This is a genomic window from Glycomyces mayteni (assembly GCF_042428885.1).
In the GTDB taxonomy this organism is placed as follows: Bacteria; Actinomycetota; Actinomycetes; order Mycobacteriales; family Micromonosporaceae; genus Glycomyces; species Glycomyces mayteni.
Genome location: NZ_JBHMBP010000002.1, coordinates 292,260 through 312,922, shown reverse-complemented (window position 1 = coordinate 312,922; position 20,663 = coordinate 292,260). Strand labels below are relative to the sequence as shown.

Below are 20,663 nucleotides of genomic sequence, written 5' to 3'. Positions count from 1 at the left end.
GGCCCCGGAGCGATCCGGGGCCTTCCGCGTGTCCGCTTCAGCGCAGGCGGTGCCCGATGAGGGCGAGGTTCTGGATCGTCGCGAGCCCGCACTGGGCGGCGTCGTTGGTGGAGAGGGTGCGGGCCTCGTCCACCGGGGCCAGGACCTCGGGCGGGAGGATCGGGACGGTGCGGAACGCGTCCTCCCCCATGAACTCCCCGCCCGCGAAGTAGGCGCGCCAGGCCCGGTCGGCGAGCGCGTCGTCCCCGAGGCGGTGCGCCGCGTACGCGGTGAGGCGCGAGTGGGCCTGCTCCAGGTGGATGCCGGAGGGCGCGGTGCCGAGCTCGGCGCGCTGGGCCTCGGGGTCGGCGAGGTAGAGGCGGCAGTACTGGAGCCAGGCGTCCTTGAACCCGGGGGCGTCGATCTGCCCGGCGTCGATGAGGGACACCAGTTCGCTGCACACCTCGACGAGGCCGAACACGGCGGAGAGGTGCGAGACCGAGACGCGGTCGCGGGCGGTGTCGAAGCGGCCCGCGTCGAGGTCGTACAGGGCCTCGCCGGTGAAGAAGCCCTTGGGGAGGGCGCCGATGTCGCGCATCGTGCCGACGAGGCGGTCGCGGGACCGTTCGTTCCCGGTGGTCTCCCAGTCCGCCAGCCAGGTCGCTGCGAGGGCGCTCCAGTCGGTGCCGAGGCCGACGGCGAGCGCGCCGCGCTCGGGGCGGTAGGTCGCGGCGTCGGCGCGCACTTTGCGCGTCGGGTCGAGCGCGAGGAACGTGGCGTCGGAGTCGCGCTGCTCCAGCATGCGGTCGCGGGTGTGCTCGTCGCCGGTGAGGAGGTAGTGGACGCGGCGGTACGCGGGAGTGGAGATGCGGACCTGCTTGGCGCTGCACCCCCAGTGCTGCACGTTGTGGCGCGTGCCGAGGCCCCGCCAGGGGCCAGCGTGGTAGACGTCGACGTCGCCGGTGTGGCGGGTCATGCGCTCGGCGAGGCGGAAGACGTCGGCGCGGCCGGTGCGCAGGAACGAGGTCCACAGCCACAGGTCCGGGGAGAGCTCGGAGTTGTCCCAGGCGTAGCCGCCGACGTCGTAGCGCCAGGTGTGGCGGTCGGCGTCGTAGGCGTGCATGACGTCGCCGAAGTTCCAGAACCCGTACCAGGAGCGCTGCTCGACCTGCCCGACGTAGAAGTCGAGGAGGAAGTCGAGGCGGTCTTCGAGGGCGGCGCGCGCCGGGTCGGTGCGGTCGGGCAGGTCCCAGTCGCCGAGGACGCCTTGGAGGGCTTCGGGTGCGGCCGCGAGCTGGGGGCGCAGGACGGTGCCGCGGGCGAGGCGGGCGAGGTCGGCGACGGGGGGCGTGGCGGCGTACGGGGTCACGGTGAGCTCGTGGGTGCGGGCGATGCCGTGGGCGGTGCCGAAGCCGGGCTCGTAGTCCTCGTAGGTGATCTCCAGGGCGTCGAGCTGGTCGGCGTAGGTGTCCTGGCCGAGGCCGTCGTGGTAGAAGCGCAGGTCCATGGGTTCGGCGTCGGGCGACCAGAGCCAGAGGGTGAGCGTCGCGGCCTCGGTGTCGGCGGCGCGGACGTCGAGGCCGGTGGGGTGGGACTGCCAGAACCCGGTCAGGCCCAGGGCGAGTCCGCCGCCGGGGTCGCCGACGTAGGCGAGCCCGTCGGCGCGGGTGCCCTGGGCGGCGTCGATCCAGGGCCGGTCGGCGGCGGTGCGCTTGCGGATCGTGTAGCCGTTGGCGTTCGGCTGGCGGAGCGTGTAGTCGGGCCAGGCGGGGATCCAGCGCGACAGGCGGGCCACGTCGTGGTCCCACGTGGACGGGTCGGGGGCGGGGCGGCCGTCGAGCTGCGCGGCGCGGACCTCCGCGCCGGGGTCGCGGCGCAGGCCGGTGAGGCCGCGCACGGCCTCGCGCAGGAAGCCGCCGTCGGCGCCCGCGAGGCGCACGTGGCGGTCGTGGAGGGCGGCGCGCAGCGGCACGGTGAACCGCAGGCCGAGCGAGGAGAGGAAGTCCCGTTCGGGGTCGCCGTCCCAGGTGAAGGAGTGGACGATCCGGAACGTCGCGGCCCCCGCGGCGAACACGAGCCGCACGGTGAACGGGAGCCATTCGCGGCCCGAGTCCTCGCGGTGGACGCCGGTGACGCGCACGACCGCGCGCAGCGGCCCGTGCTGCTCGACCTCGCAGCCGGTGACGTGCCCGGCGGCGTGCGTGCGGCCGGGGACGTCGGGCTCGGGGCGGTCCTGACGGCTGGAGACGAGGCGGCCGGAGGCGGCCACTACGGCGTCGCCGACGCGGACGGCGCGGACGAGGTCGGTCCCTTTGCGGGACAGCGTGATGCGGGCCGCGCCGGTGTCCACTTCGACGGCGTCGGGAGTCTCGGTCACGGTGACCTGCACGGCCGGTGCGGGCCCTGGGCCGCGCACCACCCGGTAGCCGTCCGCGGGCTCGCCCGCGCCGAGCGCGATCCCCGCCCATTTGACGCTGCCGTCGGGCCAGGCAGCGAGCCGCCACGCCTGGGCGGGGACCGGCGTCCCCGAGTCGTCCACTACGGACAGTTCGGCGGGGTCGGCGACGGCGCCGGGGGCGAGCGGGACGCCGCAGGAGGCCCCCGCGAGCGCGAGGTCGGGCGCGGCGTCGTCGAGCCAGCGCAGGGGTATATCCACAGTGGTCACAGTGCGGTCACCTCAAGGTCGCGGTAGTGGGAGACGAGCGGGGCCATCTGCCGGAAGCCGATGCGGCCCGCGCCGAGCGGTTCGGGGTCGTGGAAGGTGAGGAGCGTCAGGCCGTCGATCGCGAACGACACCTCCGGGCCGCGTTTGGCGACGCGGACGCGGTAGTGGCCGTCGGCGTCCTCGGGACCCGGCAGCGGGTCGGCGCCTTGCGCGACGAGGTGGAAGCCGGGGCTCTTGCGGAGGTTGCAGGTGCGGAAGCGGCGCTCGGTCGGCCACTTGCGGCGCAGGTAGGACACGTGGAGGGTCTGGACGTCGCCCGAGTGGTACTGCGGGTAGAAGCCGGTGCGCGCCTCCAGCGCGGGGTCGAACAGGTCGCGGCCGCCGGTGCCGGCCGCGGCGAAGAACAGCATGGCGAGTCCTTCGCCCGCGAGGGGTCTGAAGTCCCATTCGATCGCGACGTCGGCGGGGAAGACCTCGGGGCACCAGAGGGTGAAGTGGGCGTGGTCGCCGCGCCCGGACTCGTGGAGGGCCGCTTCGTCGGCGGTGCTGGAGAGCACCAGGCCGCCGTCGGCGTGCGCGGTCCCGGCGGGGCCCTCGGCGATCCAGCCGTCCAGGTCGGCCGGGCCCGCGAGCGGGTTGCGGTAGGTCACGGCCGGACCAGCCACTGCCCCAGCGGCTCCTCGTCGTCGCCGACGCCGTCGAGGGCGTGCAGGTGCTCGGCGACGAACCGGGCGACCGCGGCGGCGCCGGCGGTCGTGTAGTGGGTGTTGTCGTTCCTGAGCTTCTCGTCGACCTCCACGTGCAGGTCGGCGGCCGCGCCGTGGACGAACAGCGCGGCCGACTCGTCCTCGCCGAGCCAGGTGTAGAGCCAGCGCGTGAACGGGGTGAGGTCGATGACCGGGACGTCGAGCTCCTTGCCGAGGGCGCGCACCGCGGCCGGATAGGGGCCGTGCGAGCGGCGCAGGGCCCCGTCGCGGAACATGCGGCGCTCGACGCTGGTGGCGAGGACGGGGCGGGCCCCGGCGGCGCGGGTCTCGGCGACGAAGGCGGCGAGGCGCTCGCGGTAGCCGCCGTCGGCGGCGAGGGTCTCGGGCTCCTTCTGGTCGTTGTGCCCGAACTGGATCACGACGGTGTCGCCGGGCCGCAGGTCGGCGGCGAGGGCGTCCCAGCGGCCCTCCTCGCGGAAGGACCGGGTGGTCGCGCCGCCTTTGGCGTGGTTGCGGACCGGTTCGGCGGTGAACGCCTGGAGCTCGTCGCCCCAGCCCAGGAGCGGCAGGTCGGGGCGGCCGGAGGTGGCGCCCGCGTCGGTGGGGGCGACGGTGGAGTCGCCGGCGAGGTGGATCGTCATCAGCCCTTCACACTTCCTATGAGCATGCCTTTGGCGAAGTGCTTCTGGAGGAACGGGTACGCCAGGAGCACGGGAATGGTCGCGATGATCACGACCGCGAACTTGATCCCCTGCGCGGGGGGCGGCACGTCGGTCGCCATCTCGTCGGCCGAGAGGGACGCCGCGGCCGTGACCTGCCGCAGGATCATCTGGAGCGTCCACTTGCTCGTGTCGCTCAGGTACAGCAGCGGGGAGAGGTAGTCGTTCCAGATGCCCACGGCGTAGAACAGCGCGAACGTGGCCAGGACCGGCTTGGACAGCGGGAGGATGACGTGCCGCAGGACCTGGAGCTCGTTGGCGCCGTCGATCTTCGCGGACTCTTCGAGCTCGGGCGGGAGCTGCTGGAAGAAGTTCTTGATGATGATGAGGCTGAACGGGTTGATCGCCAGCGGCAGGATGAGCGCCCAGTAGGTGTCGAGCAGGCCGAGGTCCTTGACGACCAGGAACGTCGGGATCATCCCGGCGCTGAAGACCATCGTGAACACGACCAGGGCGAGGATCGTGCGCCGCCCGGGGAGGTCGGCCTTGGCGAGCGGGTACGCCATGAGCGCGGTCAGGGCGAGCTGCACGAGGGTGCCGACGAAGGTGACGGCGACGGTGGTCGCGAAGGCGCGCACGAACACGTCGGAGGACAGGATCGACGCGTACGAGGCGGTGGTGAACTCGTTCGGCCACACGAAGAACGGCCGGGTCGTGATCTCCAGCTCGGTCGCGAAGGACCCGGCGAGCACGTACAGGAACGGCAGGATCGCGAGCAGGCCGACGCCGGTGAGCAGGACGACGTTGAGGACGTCGAAGGCGCGTCCGGCCCGGGTGTTGAACCGCTGGTGCGTCGTGGACATCAGAAGATCCCCTGCTGGTTGAAGCGCTTGGCGAGCCAGTTGGTGCCGAAGATGAGCACCAGGCCGACGATGGCCTTGAACAGGCCCACGGCCGTGGAGTAGCTGTAGGCGCCCTGCTCGATGCCCGCGAAGTAGACGTACGTGTCGAACACGTCGGCCACGGTCCGGTTGAGCGAGTTGGACATCAGGTAGATCTGCTCGAAGCCGGTGTTGAGGATCTGCCCGGTGTGGAGGATGAGCAGGACCGTGATCGTCGGCAGGATCGAGGGGATCGTGATGTGGCGGACGCGCTGCCAGCGGCCCGCGCCGTCGATGACGGCGGCCTCGTACTGCTCCTGGTCGACACCCGCGAGCGCGGCGAGGAAGATGATCGTGCCCCAGCCGGTGTCCTTCCAGACCATCTGCATGAGCACGAGCGGCCGGAACCAGTCGGGGTCGGCGAGCATGTTCGCGTCGGTCCCGAGCAGGCCCGCGAAGAACGTCCACAAGGGGCCGGTGTCGATCGCGAACAGGAGCGCGGTGATCGAGACGACGACGGTCCACGACAGGAAGTGCGGGATGTAGACGAGGGTCTGCACGGTGCGCTTGAGGATGTGGAGCCGCAGCTCGTTGAGCAGCAGCGCGAGCACGATCGTGAGCGGGAACGCGACGAGGAGGCTGAGCGCGGCGATCACCAAGGTGTTGACGAGCAGCCGCGGGAAGTCCGGGTTCGACAGGAACGCCTGGAAGTGGGCGAAGCCGACCCACTCGCTGCCGTCGATGCCGAGGAAGGGGATGTAGTTCTTGAACGCGATCCGCGCCCCGTACATGGGCCAGAAGCGGAACAGCGCGAAGTAGAGCAGGCCGGGGAGCATGAGCAGGAACAGCCAGCGGTAGCGGACCGTGTCGCGGCGCAGGCGCCGCAGGCGGCCGGGGCCGCGCACGAGGGGCGGTTCGCGGTCGGCCGCGAGGGCGGTCGTCATCGCAGTCTCCTTGGGGGTTCGGGGGGTGCGGGGCCGGGCGGACCGGCCCCGCACGGGCGGTCAGTTCAGGTCGGCGTACAGGTCGTTGATCTCCTGCACGACGTCGTCGCCGCCGCTGGAGCGCCACGTGTCGACGGCCGCCTGGAGTCCGGCGTCGTCGATCTGGCCCGCGATGTACTGGATGCGGGCGTCGGCGATGATCGTGTCGAGCTGCGCGCCGCTGGTGGTGTAGGTCGGCGACACGAACCCGGCGGCCGGGTTGAACACCGCGTTCGCGAGGTCTTCGGCCTGGAGGTCGAGGCGCCGCTGGTAGAGGGCCTGGTCGTACTCGGTCTCCTCCTGGATCGGGTAGGCGTCGTACCCCGCGACGTTCATGCCGAGCTGCGCCCAGGCCCCGGTGACCTGGTCGGTGAAGTCCTGCTTCGCGGCGTCGAACACGGCCTCGCCGTCGACGACCGTGTAGTTGTCGCCCTCGATGCCGTGGTTCATGAGGTTCTGGGCCTCGGTGGTGTTGAGCTCGTTGAGGGCCGAGAGGACCTGCTTGAGCTGGTCCTCGGTCTGGACGCCGGCGCGGGGGACGGCGAGGAAGCCGGAGTACCCGGAGGTGGGCAGCGCGTAGGTCCCGTTGGGTCCGTCGAGCTGGCCGACGAGCGCGACGTACTGGTCGTAGTTCTCCGGGTCCTGCTCCTTGAACAGGCCCGCGAGCTGGGTCGCGCGCGACTGGACGTCGATGATGATGCCGCCCTTGCCGTTGAGGAACGGCTCGTTCCAGGTGGCGGGGTCCATCGTGGCGTAGTCGGCGTTGACGTAGCCGTTGGCGACGAGGTCGCGCTCGTACTGGAGGGCCTGGAGCCACTCGTCGGTGGTGAACGCGGGGACGAGTTCGCCGCCCTCCTCGCGCCACAGGTTGCCCGAGCCGTACCAGGTCTCGATGGCGTCGTAGGGGCTGCCGTTGCCGATGCCGCCCCAGGCGGGGTTGATGATCCCGTAGGTGTCGTCCTCGCCGTTGCCGTCGGGGTCGTCCTCGGTGAAGGCGCGGGCGATCTCGTAGAGGTCGGCGGTGGTCTCGGGCTGGGCGAGCCCGAGGTTGTCGAGCCAGTCCTGGCGGAGGATGACGCTGGTGCGCACCACGTCGCGGGCGCGGTAGACGCCGTAGACCTTCCCGTTCACGCTGGAGGCCTCCTGCACCTGCGGGTTCTCGGTGACGAGGTTCGGGTAGTCGCCGGAGGCGAGGTACTCGGTGAGGTCCCAGAACCCGCCCGCCTCGGCGGTCTGGACGAACGACTGGTCCTTGCCCTGGATGACCATGACGTCGGGGATGTCGTCGCCCGCGAGGACGGTGTTGGTCTTGCTGCCGTAGTCGGTGTTCGGCACCCACTGGACGCTGAGGTCGAGCCCGGCGAGCTCGCTGAGCGCCTGGTCGACCGGGTCGTCCTCCTCGGGCGGGACCGCGGAGAAGAACGGGGCCATGATGGTCAGCGACTCCAGCGGTTCACCGCCGTCGCCGCCGTCCGAGCACGCGGTGAGCGCGAGGCCCGCGACGGCGAGCAGCGCGATCGGCATGCGCTTTCTTTTCAACATGGGGGTCGTCCTTTCGGAAGGGGATTTCGGTTGCGGTCCGGCCGGCGGCGCCGGCGGGACGTCAGGCCGCGCCCGGCAGGCTCCGGTCGTTCGCGGCGAAGAAGGAGAGGCACAGCGCGGTGCACAGGTGGATCCACACGCCGACCGACAGCACCGGCAGGAGCCCGGGGACGAGCGCGGTGACGGCCCCGACGAGCGCGGTCGTGGCGGCGAGGAGGAGCGGCGCGCCGGGGAAGCGGAGCAGGAACTCCCAGGCCAGGCGCAGGCACCGGCCGCGGCGCAGCTCGTAGTGGGCGTCCATCGCGAGGGCGAGGAGCAGGTGCGCGACGGCGAGGGCGAGGGCGGCGGCGAGCGCGGCCCGCAGCCAGAGGGGCTCGGCGGCGGCGAGGTTCCATCCGAGGGCGGCGATCGCGAGCGCCGAGGGGGCCGCGAGGAGGTTGGCGTGGACGAACCGGCCGCGCCACTGGGAGGCGAAGGCGCGCACGAGGTGCTGGGAGTCGCCGCGCAGGCGGGTGCGGCTGCACGCGGTCGCCGCGGCGAGCGCCGGGGCCCAGCCGAGGACGACGCCGCCCGCGAGGGTGGAGGCGATCACCAAGAGGTTGAGCGCGCCGACGTAGGCGATCGCGTCGAGCCGGCCGTGCCAGCGCTCGGTCCGCGAACCGCCGGGCGCCGCCGGACCGCGAGGGGTGTCCAGTGTCGTCATGCGCGTACTCCACATCTCCGTCGATGCGTCCGGGCGAGGGGCCCGGCGAGGGGTGCCGCGTCAGGGAGGCGCGGCCGTTACACAGATTTGAAAGGATTCAAACGTGATAGACACAATAGTTAACGATCAACTCCGCGTCAACACTGCGCAGGTATCGCCCGCAAGGCCCCGAAACGGACCACTGTGGAGGGGTCTTCGCCGCGTCGGCCTTGAATCGGTTCAACCGCGGCCCGGACCGGCCGGAGGAGACGAGGAACGGGCGGGAGGCGCTGCCTCCCGCCCGTTCCCGGATTCCTAGGGCTGCTTGGTGAACCGCGCGGTCACGTCGTCCATGGCGGGGCGGACGACGAGCCACAGGCCCGCGGCGAGCGCCCACCCGGCGAGCAGGAGCACGGCCTCGGAGCCGGTGACGACGACCGCGGCCGCGATCACGAGGAGCGCGAGGATGCCCAGGGAGGTCTTCCAGGAGAGGAAGAACTCGGCGGCGGCCACGCGCAGCACGTCGCGGAAGCGGAACGAGAAGAACGACGTCACGGTGAGCATGTGGCCCGACCAGACCGCGAGCGCGACGAGCAGGACCGCGGCGGCCGGGCGCAGGACCGCCCCGCCGGGCACGGTCCCCCCGAAGAGGACGTTCACGGCCAGGACCGCGGTCAGCGCGAGCACCGGGACCCACCACGCGAGGGTGTCGCGCAGGTTCAGGCGCAGGCCCCTCAGGAGCGGCCGGGCCGGGCTCAGGTCCGGCTCGGCGGCCCAGGCGCGCTGCGCGTACAGGGCCGCCGAGAGGGCGGGCGCGACGGGCAGGAGCGCGGCGGTGAACAGGACGGCGTTCCCGGCCTCGGGCGCGAGGAGCGTCCACAGCGCCACGGTGGGGAGCCCCGCGAGCGCGAGGAACGCGCCGAGGACGAGGTACCGGTAGACCGCGGCGGTGGCCCGGGAGAGCGTCCCGGGTCCCACTTCGTCGGCGTCGGTGCGCATCGCCATCACCCCTTCACCGATCCCAGCATGACGCCCGTGACGAAGTAGCGCTGCACGAACGGGTAGACGCACAGGATCGGGATCACGGTGAGGATCATGGTGACCGCCTGGATGTTGGAGGACACCAGGGCGGTCGTGGTCCCGGCCGCGGCGGCCCCTTCGGACGCGGAGGTGGAGGCGCCCGCGATGAGGTTGCGCAGGAACAGGGTCACGGGGAACAGCTCGCTCTTGTCGAGGTACAGGAACGCGGCGAACCAGTCGTTCCAGAACGCGACCGAGTAGAACAGCACCATCGTGGCGATGACGGCCTTCGACAGCGGCAGCACGATGCGCCCGAAGATCCCGTACCAGCCGAGGCCGTCGATCTGCGCGGCCTCTTCGAGCTCCTTGGGGAGGTTCTCGAAGAAGGACTTCATGACCAGCAGGTTGAAGACCGAGATCGCGCCGGGCAGGACGATCGCCCACATGGTGTTCTTCATCCCGAGGGAGGAGATGAGCACGTAGTTGGGGACCAGGCCGCCGTTGAAGAACATCGTGAACACGGCGATGCCGATGAGGGCCTTGCGGCCCTTGAGGTGCGGCTTGGAGATCACGAACGCGTAGCTGGTGGTGAGGACCATGGCGATCGCGGTGCCCACGACGGTGTACAGCACGGAGTTGCCGTAGTTGCGCCAGAACGTCTCGTTCTGCATGACCGCGGCGTACGTGTCGGTGTTGAAGCCGACGGGCCAGAACGACACCTGGCCGGCGTTGATGGCGCCGGGCGAGGAGAACGACTGGGCGAGCACCGTGACGAACGGGTAGAGCATCACGAGGCACAGGAGGACCAGGAAGACGGCGTTGACCGCGCCGAAGGCGCGGGTCCCGCGGGTCTCGGCGCCGCGGCTGGGGCCGCGGAGCACGCGTTCGGGGTCGATTCTCGTCGTCACCACAGGCTCGTCCCCACCGTCCGCCGCGAGATCAGGTTCGCGGAGAGCACCATCACGAGGCCGATCAGGGCCTGGAACAGGCCGATCGCCGCCGCATAACTGAGATTGTTCGACACCAGGCCGACCCGGTACAGGTACGTCGAGATGACGTCGGCCGTCTGGTAGGTCAGCGGGTTGTACAGGAGCAGGACCTTCTCGAACCCGACGTTGAGGAACGTCCCGATGTTGAGGATGAGCAGCGTGATCATCGTCGGGCGGATGCCCGGGAGGGTCACGTGCCAGGTCTGGCGCCACCGGCCGGCGCCGTCGATGCGCGCGGCCTCGTAGAGGGAGTCGTCCACGGAGGTGAGGGCCGCGAGGTAGAGGATCGTGCCCCACCCGACGGTCTGCCACACCTCGGAGCCGACGTAGACGGTGCGGAACCACTCGGGGCGCTGGAGGAAGGGGATGCCCTCGCCGCCGAACGCGCCGATGATCTGGTTGACGGTGCCCTGCAAGGAGAGCAGTTGCATGAGCATGCCGACGACGATGACGACCGACAGGAAGTGCGGCAGGTAGGAGATCGACTGCACGATCTTCTTGAAGTGCCGCTTGCGGACCTCGTTGAGCAGCAGCGCCAGGACGATCGGCAGCGGGAAGCAGACCACCAGGGTCAGGCCGCCGAGGATCGCGGTGTTCGTGAAGACGTGCCAGAACGACGGGTCGTTGATGAACATCTCGATGTAGCGGAACCCGACCCACTCGTCGCCGAAGATGCTCCCGCCGGGGCGGAACCTCCGGAACGCGATGACGTTGCCGACCATGGGGCCGTACTTGAAGATCGCGAAGAAGATCAGGGGCAGGAGCGCGAGGCTGTAGAGCTGCCAGTCGCGGCGGAAGGCCTCGCGCCAGGTCTGGCGGCGCTTGCGGCGCCGCGGCGGTGGAGGGGCGGCGGGCGCGGGGGCCGGCCGCTCGGTGCTGGTGAGGGTCATGCGTGCACCTCCGATCGGCGCCGGGGCCGGTGCGGCCCCGGCGGGCGGATCAGGAGTTCTCCTCCTCGAAGCGGGTCCGGGCCCCGTTGACGAGGTCGACGTACTGCTGGAGGCCCTGGGCTTCGAGCTCGGCGACGTAGTCGTCCCACTCGGCGATGTCGCGCTCGCCCATGATGAAGCGCAGGGTGTTGGTGTCCACGGTGTCCTTCAGCGGGGTGGCCAGGAGCGAGGCCTGCTCCAGCTCCATCTCGTCGAGGGGCGCGGGCGGGTTGGGGTCGCGCGGGGTGCGCGTGGAGAGCACGGAGTCGATGTACTCGACGAACGTGGGCGTGTTGTAGGACTCCTTGAGGGCGCGGGCCTCGGTCGAGTCGGCGAACACGGCGTTGGACCAGCCGAGGTCGGCCTGGATGTCCGTGGCCGCGCCCGGGTTGATGTTGTAGGCGTCGAGGGAGAACTCCGGCTTGAGGGTGATCTTGCCGTCGGCGTCCTTCGTGTAGGTCTCGTCGAGGACGCCCCAGCGGATGAGCTCGCGGGCGTCGGGGCTGTAGTAGAGCCAGTCGAGGAACTGGAGGGTCGCGAGGAAGTACTCGGACTCGGCGGCCTCGGCGTTGAGCATGAAGCCGTTCCAGAAGTTCCGGGGCTCCACGATCTGCCCGGCGGGGCCGCCGGGCGGGGCGATCTGGAGGACCTCGTAGTTGCCGGGGCCGACCGTCGCGTCCAGCGCCTGCGCGAACTCGATCGCGGTGCCGCTGGAGCCGGACGCGGCGAAGACGAGCTCGTTGGCGAACTTCTCCGCCACGCTCCCGCCGCCGGAGCCGTCGTTGGCCGCGGTGAGGGAGTCGGTGTCGAGCAGGCCGTCGGCGACGAGGCCGCGGAAGTACTCGACCATCTGCTTGTAGCCCTCGGACACGGCGGTGTACTGGAGGCCGCCGTTGCCGTCGTCCATCATGCCGTCGCCGAAGCCCCAGCCGGCCTGCGCGCCGAAGCCGTGCGAGGCGTAGTTGAGCATGGAGGCCGCCTCGAACCCGTCAGCCAGGGGCGAGGAGTCGGGGTAGGCGGCCTTGATCTTGACGAGGGCTTCGCGCATCTCGTCCCAGGTCTCGGGGATGCCCCCGGCGACGGTCTCGAAGACGTCCTTGCGGACCACGAGCGTGAACACGGGGACCGAGACCTCCTGGAGGCCCGGCAGCATGTAGTACTTGCCGTCGGCCTGCTTGAGGTTGTCGATCATGCCGCCGAGGTCCCACTCCTCCACGTACTTCTGGAAGTTCGGCATGTGCTCGATGTAGTCGCTCATCGGGACGATGGCGCCCGAGGACACGAACGAGTCCTCCTCGCCGGTGTACACCAGCGGGATGACCGAGGGGGCGTCGCCCGCGCTGAGCAGCAGACTGCGCTTCTCGACCGCGTCGCTGAAGGGGATGGTGGTCAGCTCGAACTTGACGTTGGTGCGCTTCTCGATCTCCGAGAAGAACGTCCAGGAATCGGTCACCGGCAGATCCGGCCACTCCGTCCACAGCAGCGACAGGGTGAACGGCTCGGTCGCGGTGAACTGCGTGTCGGCCTTGAAGTCGTCCATCGCGCCCTTGGACTGGGCGTCGATGTCCACCTCGCTGTCGCCGTCGTCGCTGCACGCCGCGAGCGCCATCGCGCCCGTGGCGGCCACCGAGAACCCGATGAGCCCGCGGCGGGTCGCCTTGAAGGGCGTTCGCCCGTACACGTCCGACATGTGTCTCCTCCTTGAGATCGGCCCGGTTCCGCCCGAATGCGCACGATCACACGACGACTTCGACCGAAACTTTCGGAACCTTTACCGGTAATTTCCAGAGCTTAATTCCGACGGGCAGTGATGTCAATAAATCTCCGCGCCGAGCCGCAAGCGCGTGCCGGGCAACGGCCCCAAAACGGGCTTCCAGAGGACGAAAGAGAATGGGGGTATACGGAATTGATGCACAAGAAGGAGGGCAAGGAAAAAGCCCGGTCGCCCGGGCTTCGTTCCTCGATGTTCATTCGATGGAGGTGGGTACGGGATTCGAACCCGTGTGCACGGCTTTGCAGGCCGTTACCTAACCGCTCGGACAACCCACCCTGATGTGGAAAAGACCCAGGCCTTGCGAACCTGGGCCTTTCACTTCGGTGGACGATACTGGGATTGAACCAGTGACCTCTCCCGTGTCAGGGGAGTGCTCTCCCGCTGAGCTAATCGTCCGGGATAGCGCTCTTTCGAGCTCCGAGCGGACGACCGGGATCGAACCGGCGACCTACACCTTGGCAAGGTGTCGCGCTACCAACTGCGCTACGTCCGCATGTCTTCCAGGAGTTTTTCCGTTCCCCCGGCGACGGGATAGAACTTTACCCAACGGGTCGGAGACCGTCCACCGGGGGGTCGGGTCGTGCGGCTCGCCCCGGCGTTGTCGCAGCGCTCTGGCAGAATCCTCCCGTGGCTCAAGCTATCGATCAACGCATCGCCGAAGAACTCTCGGTCGGCGCCCACCAAGTCCGCTCGGCCGTCGCGCTCCTCGACGACGGCTCCACCGTCCCGTTCATCGCCCGGTACCGCAAGGAGGCCACCGGGGGCCTCGACGACGAGCAGCTCCGCTCCCTCGAAGAGCGCCTCGGATACCTGCGGGAGCTGGAGGCGCGGCGCAAGGCGGTGCTCGAATCGATCGGTGAGCAGGGCAAACTCACCGAGGCGCTGGCGGCGCAGATCGACGCGGCCGACACGAAGGCGCGGCTCGAAGACCTCTACGCGCCCTTCAAGGTCAAGCGCCGCACCAAGGCCCAGATCGCCCGCGAGGCCGGCCTGGAGCCCCTCGCCGAACTCCTGCTGAGTGATCCCTCACAGGACCCGGAGACCGCCGCCGCGGCGTTCCTCAACCCCGAGAAGGAGGTCGCCGACGCGGCCGCCGCGCTCGCGGGCGCCCGCGCGATCCTCACCGAGCGGTTCTCCGAGGACGCCGACCTCATCGGCGACCTGCGAGAGCGCATGTGGCGCAAGGGACGCGTGGTCGCGAAGGTCCGCGACGGGGCCGAGGAGAAGGGCGCGAAGTTCTCCGACTACTTCGACTTCGCCGAGACGTTCACCACCCTCCCCTCCCACCGCGTGCTCGCGCTGTTCCGCGGCGAGAAGGAAGAGGTGCTCTCGCTCGCGCTCGAACCCGGCGAGGCCGAGACCGACGGGGTCGACTGCGAGGCCGTGATCGCCGCGAAGTTCGGGATCAGGGACTCCGGGCGGCCCGCCGACCCGTGGCTCGCCAAGACCGTCTCGTGGGCCTGGCGCACCCGCATCCTCGTCAAGCTCGGCGTGGACCTGCGGATGCGCCTGTGGCAGCAGGCCGAGGACGAGGCCGTGCGCGTCTTCGCCGCGAACCTCAAGGACCTGCTCCTCGCCGCCCCGGCCGGGCCGAAGGCCGTCCTCGGCCTGGACCCGGGCTACCGCACCGGCGTCAAGGTCGCCGTGGTCGACGCCACCGGGAAGGTCCTCGACGCCACCGCGATCTACCCGCACCAGCCGCAGAACCGCTGGGACGACTCCCTCGCCGTGCTCGGCGCGCTCGTCAAGAAGCACGGCGTGCAGCTCATCGCCATCGGCAACGGCACCGCCTCCCGCGAGACCGACCGGCTCGCCGCCGACCTCGTCAAGGCGTTCGCGGGCACCGCGGAGATCGCCAAGATCGTCGTCTCCGAGGCGGGCGCCTCGATCTACTCGGCCTCGGCCTACGCCACCAAGGAGCTCCCGGGCATGGACGTGTCGCTGCGCGGCGCCGTCTCGATCGCCCGCCGCCTCCAGGACCCGCTCGCCGAGCTCGTCAAGATCGAGCCCAAGCACATCGGCGTCGGCCAGTACCAGCACGACCTCACCGAGTCCAAGCTCACGCGCTCGCTCGAAGCGGTCGTGGAGGACGCCGTGAACGCCGTCGGCGTGGACCTGAACACCGCCTCCGTGCCGCTCCTGTCCCAGGTGTCGGGCCTGAGCGAGTCCGTCGCCGCGAACATCGTGGCCTACCGCGACGAGCACGGGCGCTTCGCCGACCGCAAGGGCCTGCTCAGCGTGCCCCGCCTGGGCCCCAAGGCGTTCGAGCAGGCCGCCGGGTTCCTGCGGGTGCCGGGCGGGGACAACCCGCTCGACGTCTCCGCCGTCCACCCCGAGGCGTACCCGGTGGTCGAGCGGATCATCGCGGCCACCGGCGCCTCGGTCGCCGGGATCGTCGGCGACGCGAAGACCTTGCGCAAACTCAAGCCCGGGGACTTCGCCGACGACCGCTTCGGCGTCCCCACGGTGACCGACATCCTCGCCGAGCTGGAGAAGCCCGGCCGCGACCCGCGGCCCGAGTTCAAGGCCGCCGCGTTCAAGGAGGGCGTCGAGAAGGTCGCCGACCTCAAGCCCGGGATGCTCCTCGAAGGGGCCGTGACGAACGTCGCCGCGTTCGGCGCGTTCGTCGACATCGGCGTCCACCAGGACGGCCTCGTGCACATCTCGGCGCTCGCCAACCGGTTCGTGGAGGACCCGCGCGAGATCGTCAAGCCCGGCGACGTCGTCAAGGTCAAGGTCCTGTCCGTGGACCTCCAGCGCCAGCGCATCTCGCTGACCATGCGCCTGGAGGACGAGCCCGAGGCCGGCGGCGGCCAGGGCCAGCGCCGCCAGGGCGGCGGCGGGGACCGGAACCAGAAGGGCGGCAAGGGCGGCGGACGCCAGCAGCCGCGCCAGGGCGGGGGCCGCCAGGCCGCGCCCGAGAGCGCGATGGCCGAGGCCCTGCGCCGCGCGGGCCTGACGAAGTAGACGGCGGGAGCGCCCGGCGGAGGCCGGGCGCTCCCCCGCGGAACGGCGCTCGTCCGGCCCGCCCGACCGCCGTTCCCCCTGCGCGCCAGGGCCTAGAGTTGGCCCTGTGAAACCACCCGCTGCACTGTTCCGGCCCGGCGACCTCGTCGCGGGGGCCGTGAACGCGGTCGTCGTGCTCACCTGGTCGTTCGTGCAGTGGGAGCTGCGGATCACCGACACGCAGGGGCTCAACGAGGGCCTGGCGTGGGCGATGATGGGCGTCTCGATCGTGGCGCTGTTCTTCCGGACCCCGTACCCGCTCACGGTCACGCTCGTGACGTGGGCGGCGACGCTGGTGTACTACCCGGCGTCCTCCACGGACGGGCCGATGCTCTCGGCGTTCGTGGTGTCGCTGTACACGCTCGCGGCGTTGGGGCGCCTGGTTGCGGCGTCGGTGATCGCGGCGAGCACGTTCGCGATCGTCGTGGTCTCGGAGATCCTCGCGGACTTCGCGCACATGACCGCCAGCGAGACGTTCATGCTCTCGGGCTGGATCATCGCGGTCCCCGCGATCGGCGCGGTCGTGGCGCACCACAGGCGGTACCGGGCCGAGACGCTCGTGGCCCTGGAGGAGACACGGCGCCGGTCGGTGGCCGAGGAGCGCATCCGGATCGCGCGGGACCTGCACGACGCCGTCGGGCACCACCTGTCGCTCATCAACGTGCAGGCCACGGCCGCACTGCGCAAGCAGCGCAAGGACCCCGCGTTCGCGACCGGGGAGGTCCTGGAGGTCGTGGCCGAGACCAGCCGCATGTCGCTGCGGGAGCTGCGCGCGATGGTCGGGGTGCTGCGCGAGGCCGGGGAGGACGCGCCGACCGGGCCGGGCCCGAGCATCGGGCAGCTCCCGGCGCTGGCGGAGGCCGCGCGGGCGTCGGGCCTGGAGGTGGACCTGCGCGTGGACGGGACCGCGGAGGTGCCGGTGGCCGTGGACGCGGCGGCGTACCGGGTGGTGCAGGAGTCGCTGACGAACGTGCTGCGGCACGCGCGCGCCTCGCGGGTGCAGGTGAACGTCGTCATCGGGACCTCGACGCTGGCGATCAGCGTCGCCGACGACGGCGTCGGGGATGCCAAGGGCGCGAACCGGGCCGGGAACGGACTGGCGGGGATGCGCGAGCGCGCGGAGGGCCTCGGCGGTACCTTCGACGCGGGGCCGCGCGAGGACGGCGGCTTCACCGTGGAGGCCGCGTGGCCGTTGGAGGTGCCGAAGTGATCCGGGTGATGCTCGTCGACGACCAGCGGCTGGTGCGCGCCGGGTTCGCGTCGATCCTCGGCGACGAGGAGGACCTGGAGATCGTCGCCGAGGCCGGCGACGGCGCGGAGGCCCTGGAGCTGGTGCGCTCCAAGCGTCCCGACGTGGTGCTCATGGACATCCGGATGCCGCGCATGGACGGCCTGGAGGCGACCGAGCGGATCGGGCGGGACGCGAAGCTCGACGGCGTCAAGGTCGTGATCCTGACGACGTTCGACGAGGACGACTACGTGTACCGCGCGCTGCGCGCGGGCGCGAGCGGGTTCCTCGTCAAGGACACCGACCCCGACGAGCTGGTCCACGCCATCCGGGTGGTCGCGGCGGGCGAGGCGCTCATCTCCCCGAAGGTGACGCGGCGGCTCATCGCCGAGTTCGCGGGGCGCGTGGCGCGGCCCGAGCCGAGCTCGAAGCTCGGCGCGCTGACCGAGCGGGAGACCGAGGTCCTCAAGCTGGTGGCGACGGGCATGAGCAACGACGAGATCGCCGGGGCCCTGTTCCTGTCGCCCGCGACGGCGAAGACGCACGTCAGCCGCATCATGTCGAAGCTGACGGCGCGCGACCGGGCGCAGCTGGTGGTGACCGCGTACGAGGCCGGGCTCGTCCGTCCCACGTGGACCGACGGGCAGTGATGCTACCGGGGTGGTACGGGCCCGCGGGGGCCTGATCCCGCGGGGGTAGCGCGAATGCCGCTGCCGGGACGATGCGCCGCGGGGCCCGCCGCGGCGATAGTCGCCGCATGGAAGCAGATCCCTCCCCCGCCCGCTCGCGCATGACCCGCCTGTCCGACTGGACCCAGCGCCGCCCGCTCGTCGCGCTGTTCGCCTGGGTCCTCGTGTTCGCCGCTGCGATCGGCGCCGCCATGGCCGCCGGCTCGGCGTTCGACGACGACTTCTCGATGCCCGGGACCGAGTCCCAGGAGCTTTCCGACCTCCTCGCCGACCGCGCCCCCGACGCGGACCCGGTCACGGTGCAGGTCGTCTTCGCCGCCGACTCCGTTGCGGCCGAGCAGGACCGCGTCAACGCGCTCCTCCGCGACCTCGCCGCGATGCCCGGCGTCGGGGCCGTCACCGACCCGTACGCCGAGCCCGGCGCGATCAGCGGGGACGGCACGGTCGGGTACGCGACCGCCGCGTTCGACGGGACCGCCGAGCAGGCCGCGGACCTGCTGCCGCTGGCCGAGGACGCGGCCGGGGACGGCCTGCGCGTCGCGCTCGGCGGCGACCCGGTCCGCGAGGCCGAGGAGGGCGGCGGCGGGGCCGCCGAAGGCGTCGGCATCCTCGCGGCGCTGGTGGTCCTGGTGCTCATGTTCGGGTCGTTCCTGGCCGCGAGCCTGCCGCTCATCACCGCCGTGTTCGCCGTGGGGACCACGTTCGGCCTCGCGCAGCTCGTGTCCCACGTGACGACCCTCCCGACGTACCTGACGCCCATCCTGTTCCTCGTGGGCCTCGGCGTCGGCATCGACTACGCGCTGCTGATCTTCGCGCGCTTCCGCTCCGAGCTCCTCGGCGGCGCGGCCAGGCGCGACGCCGCCGCGACCGCCCTGGACACCGCGGGCCGGTCCGTCCTGTTCGCCGGGTCGGTCGTCATCGTGGCGCTCATCGGCCTGTACGCGCTCGGACTCGGTGCGCTCCAGTCGGTCTCGATCGCCGTGGCCCTCGTGGTGCTGGTGACCATGCTCGCGTCCGTGACGCTGCTGCCCGCGCTGCTCGCCATGTTCGGCAAGCGGATCGAGAAGCGGGTGCGCAGGCACGCGGCGAAGGCCAAGGGCGCCCCGGGGCGGCGCTGGAACGCGTGGTCGCGGCTCGTGGAGCAACAGGCGTGGCTCGCGATCGTGCTCGTCACCGTCGGCCTCGTCGCGCTCTCGGCGCCGCTGGCGGGCATCCGGCTCGGCTTCGCCGACGCGGGCACCGAGTCGGAGGATCTCCAGAGCCGCCAGGCGTACGACATGCTCGCCGACGGCTTCGGGAAGGGCTTCAACGGGCCGCTCCTGGTCGTCACGGACGGGACCGAGGCGGAGGCTTCGGCGGCCTACGACGCCGTCGCGGGGCTCGATGCGGTCGAGTACGCGACCCCGGCGTTCCCCATCGGCGAGGACCTGTGGATGTCCACCGTGTTCGGCACCGGCGGGCCCAGCGACGAGGCCACCGTGGACCTCGTCCACGAGCTACGCGGGGACCTCGACGCGGTGGCGGGCGACCAGTACGTCGGCGGCGCGACCGCGGCCGCGATCGACTTCAGCGACATCATCGAGCAGCGCGCGCCGCTGTTCCTGATCCTCGTCGTCGGCCTCTCCATGCTCCTGCTCATGGTCGTGTTCCGGTCGGTCCTCATCCCGGTCAAGGCCGCGATCCTCAACCTGCTCACCATCGGCGCGAGCCTCGGGCTCGTCACGTGGATGTTCCAGGACGGGGCCCTCGGCGCCGAACCGGGCCCGATCGAGGCGTTCGTGCCGGTCATGTCCTTTGCGATTATCTTCGGGCTGTCGATGGACTACGAGGTGTTCCTCATGTCCCGCATGAGAGAGGAATGGGTCCGCGGCGGCGACGCCCGCGAGGCGGTCCGCAAGGGCCTCGCCTCCACGGGCGGGGTCGTGACCGCGGCGGCCGCGATCATGATCGCCGTGTTCGGGGCGTTCGTGTTCAGCGAGTCGCGGATGCTCCAGCAGTTCGGCGTCGGCATGGCCGCGGCGATCTTCCTCGACGCGTTCGTGATCCGGGTGCTCCTGGTGCCCGCGATCATGAAGGTCCTCGGGCGCTCGGCGTGGTGGATGCCGAAGTGGCTCGACCGGGCCCTGCCGCACGTCACCGTCGAGCCCGAGCGCGAGGCGGCCCCCGAGCCCGCACGGGTCTAGGAACAGGGAGCGCAGGGCCCCGGCGCTGCGCCGGGGCCCGTTTTCGTGCGGAAACCGCGCGTTCGGCCCCGGTGAGGGCTAGCGTGGCAGGTACAGGCGTTATCGCAGGTGGAACGGGGTGGACGGCATGCTGGAACTGCTCGCCAAGAACTGGGCATGGGTCCTGGTGCGCGGCATCTTCACGATCGTGTTCGGCGCGCTCGCGGTCTTCTGGCCCGGCATCACGCTCCTCGCGCTCGTGATCCTGTTCGGCGCCTACGCGCTCGTGGACGGCGTCACCGCGATCGTCATGGGCTTCCGGCGGCACACCGGCCGCGGCTTCCTCATCTTCATGGGCGTCCTCGGCGTCATCGCGGGCCTCATCGCGCTCGTGTGGCCGGGCATCTCCGCGCTCGCGCTGCTGTACGTGATCGCGTTCTGGGCCATCGTCACCGGCATCGGCTCGCTCGTCAACGGCTTCGGCCTCACCGGCGACGCGGGCGGGCGCTGGCTGTTCATCCTCTCCGGCCTCGCCGGGATCGTCCTGGGCATCCTGCTCCTCGCCAAGCCCGGCGAGGGCGCCATCGCGCTGGTCGTGACGATCGGGTTCTTCGCGATCGTCTGGGGCCTGCTCACGGTCATCACGAGCGTGCGGCTGCGCCGCCTCTCCAAGGAGATCTGACCGGCGTATGCGAAGCGGCCCGCGCCGAAGCGCGGGCCGCGAACGCGGACCCTATATCCTATAGGATATACGATACAGGATTTGTC

16 protein-coding genes and 3 tRNA genes are annotated in these 20,663 nt (G+C 71.0%); 5 read left to right on the top strand and 14 right to left on the bottom strand.

All coding sequences use genetic code 11. The annotated features are described in order from the left end of the window. Positions 1 to 37 precede the first annotated feature (37 nt). The 14 genes from ACFFXY_RS08110 to ACFFXY_RS08045 form a co-directional block, all read right to left on the bottom strand. Complete coding sequence (locus tag ACFFXY_RS08110; protein ID WP_382348156.1) at positions 38 to 2,644, bottom strand: exo-rhamnogalacturonan lyase family protein; 2,607 nt, start codon at positions 2,642 to 2,644, stop codon at positions 38 to 40. Next, positions 2,641 to 3,309, bottom strand: coding sequence for a DUF1961 family protein (locus tag ACFFXY_RS08105; RefSeq protein ID WP_382348153.1), 669 nt, complete (start codon positions 3,307 to 3,309; stop codon positions 2,641 to 2,643). The genes ACFFXY_RS08110 and ACFFXY_RS08105 overlap by 4 nt, the downstream gene beginning before the upstream one ends. Beyond that, complete coding sequence (locus ACFFXY_RS08100; RefSeq protein ID WP_382348150.1) at positions 3,291 to 3,992, bottom strand: rhamnogalacturonan acetylesterase; 702 nt, start codon at positions 3,990 to 3,992, stop codon at positions 3,291 to 3,293. The genes ACFFXY_RS08105 and ACFFXY_RS08100 overlap by 19 nt, the downstream gene beginning before the upstream one ends. Continuing rightward, a complete protein-coding gene (locus ACFFXY_RS08095; RefSeq protein ID WP_382348148.1) occupies positions 3,992 to 4,873 on the bottom strand; it encodes a carbohydrate ABC transporter permease in 882 nt (293 codons plus the stop codon). Before ACFFXY_RS08095 ends, ACFFXY_RS08100 begins: the two co-directional genes overlap by 1 nt. Then, complete coding sequence (locus ACFFXY_RS08090) at positions 4,873 to 5,835, bottom strand: ABC transporter permease (RefSeq protein WP_382348145.1); 963 nt, start codon at positions 5,833 to 5,835, stop codon at positions 4,873 to 4,875. Before ACFFXY_RS08090 ends, ACFFXY_RS08095 begins: the two co-directional genes overlap by 1 nt. 60 nt (positions 5,836 to 5,895) lie before the next feature. Then, positions 5,896 to 7,416, bottom strand: a complete 1,521-nt coding sequence (locus ACFFXY_RS08085; protein WP_382348142.1) for an extracellular solute-binding protein — start codon at positions 7,414 to 7,416, stop codon at positions 5,896 to 5,898. A 61-nt stretch (positions 7,417 to 7,477) separates the two neighbouring features. After that, the gene (locus ACFFXY_RS08080; protein WP_382348139.1) at positions 7,478 to 8,119 is read right to left on the bottom strand and encodes a DUF624 domain-containing protein; all 642 of its coding nucleotides are present in this window, start codon (positions 8,117 to 8,119) and stop codon (positions 7,478 to 7,480) included. 294 nt (positions 8,120 to 8,413) lie between these two features. Then, on the bottom strand, positions 8,414 to 9,103 hold the full coding sequence (locus ACFFXY_RS08075; RefSeq protein WP_382348136.1) for a glycosyl transferase: 690 nt from the start codon (positions 9,101 to 9,103) through the stop codon (positions 8,414 to 8,416). Continuing rightward, the gene (locus ACFFXY_RS08070) at positions 9,103 to 9,999 is read right to left on the bottom strand and encodes a carbohydrate ABC transporter permease (RefSeq protein WP_382350578.1); all 897 of its coding nucleotides are present in this window, start codon (positions 9,997 to 9,999) and stop codon (positions 9,103 to 9,105) included. Before ACFFXY_RS08070 ends, ACFFXY_RS08075 begins: the two co-directional genes overlap by 1 nt. Before the next feature lie 23 nt (positions 10,000 to 10,022). Next, complete coding sequence (locus tag ACFFXY_RS08065) at positions 10,023 to 10,997, bottom strand: ABC transporter permease (RefSeq protein WP_382348133.1); 975 nt, start codon at positions 10,995 to 10,997, stop codon at positions 10,023 to 10,025. 49 nt (positions 10,998 to 11,046) lie between these two features. After that, positions 11,047 to 12,726 (bottom strand): ABC transporter substrate-binding protein, encoded by a 1,680-nt coding sequence (locus ACFFXY_RS08060; protein WP_382348131.1) that lies wholly within the window; start codon positions 12,724 to 12,726, stop codon positions 11,047 to 11,049. A gap of 285 nt (positions 12,727 to 13,011) precedes the next feature. Further along, a tRNA-Cys gene (locus tag ACFFXY_RS08055) sits at positions 13,012 to 13,085 on the bottom strand. Between the two features lie 49 nt (positions 13,086 to 13,134). Continuing rightward, positions 13,135 to 13,206: transfer RNA gene (locus tag ACFFXY_RS08050), tRNA-Val, on the bottom strand. Between the two features lie 24 nt (positions 13,207 to 13,230). Further along, a tRNA-Gly gene (locus ACFFXY_RS08045) sits at positions 13,231 to 13,303 on the bottom strand. A gap of 134 nt (positions 13,304 to 13,437) precedes the next feature. Between ACFFXY_RS08045 and ACFFXY_RS08040 the strand changes: the two genes are divergently transcribed. The 5 genes from ACFFXY_RS08040 to ACFFXY_RS08020 all read left to right on the top strand — a co-directional run bounded on the left by ACFFXY_RS08040 (position 13,438) and on the right by ACFFXY_RS08020 (position 20,577). Continuing rightward, positions 13,438 to 15,777, top strand: a complete 2,340-nt coding sequence (locus ACFFXY_RS08040) for a Tex family protein (RefSeq protein ID WP_382348128.1) — start codon at positions 13,438 to 13,440, stop codon at positions 15,775 to 15,777. Between the two features lie 106 nt (positions 15,778 to 15,883). Beyond that, the gene (locus tag ACFFXY_RS08035; RefSeq protein WP_382348125.1) at positions 15,884 to 17,026 is read left to right on the top strand and encodes a sensor histidine kinase; all 1,143 of its coding nucleotides are present in this window, start codon (positions 15,884 to 15,886) and stop codon (positions 17,024 to 17,026) included. After that, positions 17,023 to 17,694: a response regulator gene (locus tag ACFFXY_RS08030; protein WP_382350575.1), complete on the top strand. Its 672-nt coding sequence runs from the start codon at positions 17,023 to 17,025 to the stop codon at positions 17,692 to 17,694. Before ACFFXY_RS08035 ends, ACFFXY_RS08030 begins: the two co-directional genes overlap by 4 nt. Before the next feature lie 107 nt (positions 17,695 to 17,801). Next, positions 17,802 to 19,916, top strand: coding sequence for an MMPL family transporter (locus tag ACFFXY_RS08025; protein WP_382348122.1), 2,115 nt, complete (start codon positions 17,802 to 17,804; stop codon positions 19,914 to 19,916). Between the two features lie 127 nt (positions 19,917 to 20,043). Further along, positions 20,044 to 20,577 (top strand): HdeD family acid-resistance protein, encoded by a 534-nt coding sequence (locus tag ACFFXY_RS08020; RefSeq protein WP_382350572.1) that lies wholly within the window; start codon positions 20,044 to 20,046, stop codon positions 20,575 to 20,577. Positions 20,578 to 20,663: the final 86 nt, after the last annotated feature.

What these genes read in the sequence shown, in the direction of transcription:
- ACFFXY_RS08100 (WP_382348150.1), bottom strand. Translation starts at nt 3,992, where the DNA reads ATGACGATCCACCTCGCCGGCGACTCCACCGTCGCCCCCACCGACGCG.
- ACFFXY_RS08095 (WP_382348148.1), bottom strand. Translation starts at nt 4,873, where the DNA reads ATGTCCACGACGCACCAGCGGTTCAACACCCGGGCCGGACGCGCCTTC.
- ACFFXY_RS08090 (WP_382348145.1), bottom strand. Translation starts at nt 5,835, where the DNA reads ATGACGACCGCCCTCGCGGCCGACCGCGAACCGCCCCTCGTGCGCGGC.
- ACFFXY_RS08085 (WP_382348142.1), bottom strand. Translation starts at nt 7,416, where the DNA reads ATGTTGAAAAGAAAGCGCATGCCGATCGCGCTGCTCGCCGTCGCGGGC.
- ACFFXY_RS08080 (WP_382348139.1), bottom strand. Translation starts at nt 8,119, where the DNA reads ATGACGACACTGGACACCCCTCGCGGTCCGGCGGCGCCCGGCGGTTCG.
- ACFFXY_RS08075 (WP_382348136.1), bottom strand. Translation starts at nt 9,103, where the DNA reads ATGGCGATGCGCACCGACGCCGACGAAGTGGGACCCGGGACGCTCTCC.
- ACFFXY_RS08065 (WP_382348133.1), bottom strand. Translation starts at nt 10,997, where the DNA reads ATGACCCTCACCAGCACCGAGCGGCCGGCCCCCGCGCCCGCCGCCCCT.
- ACFFXY_RS08060 (WP_382348131.1), bottom strand. Translation starts at nt 12,726, where the DNA reads ATGTCGGACGTGTACGGGCGAACGCCCTTCAAGGCGACCCGCCGCGGG.
- ACFFXY_RS08025 (WP_382348122.1), top strand. Translation starts at nt 17,802, where the DNA reads ATGGAAGCAGATCCCTCCCCCGCCCGCTCGCGCATGACCCGCCTGTCC.
- ACFFXY_RS08020 (WP_382350572.1), top strand. Translation starts at nt 20,044, where the DNA reads ATGCTGGAACTGCTCGCCAAGAACTGGGCATGGGTCCTGGTGCGCGGC.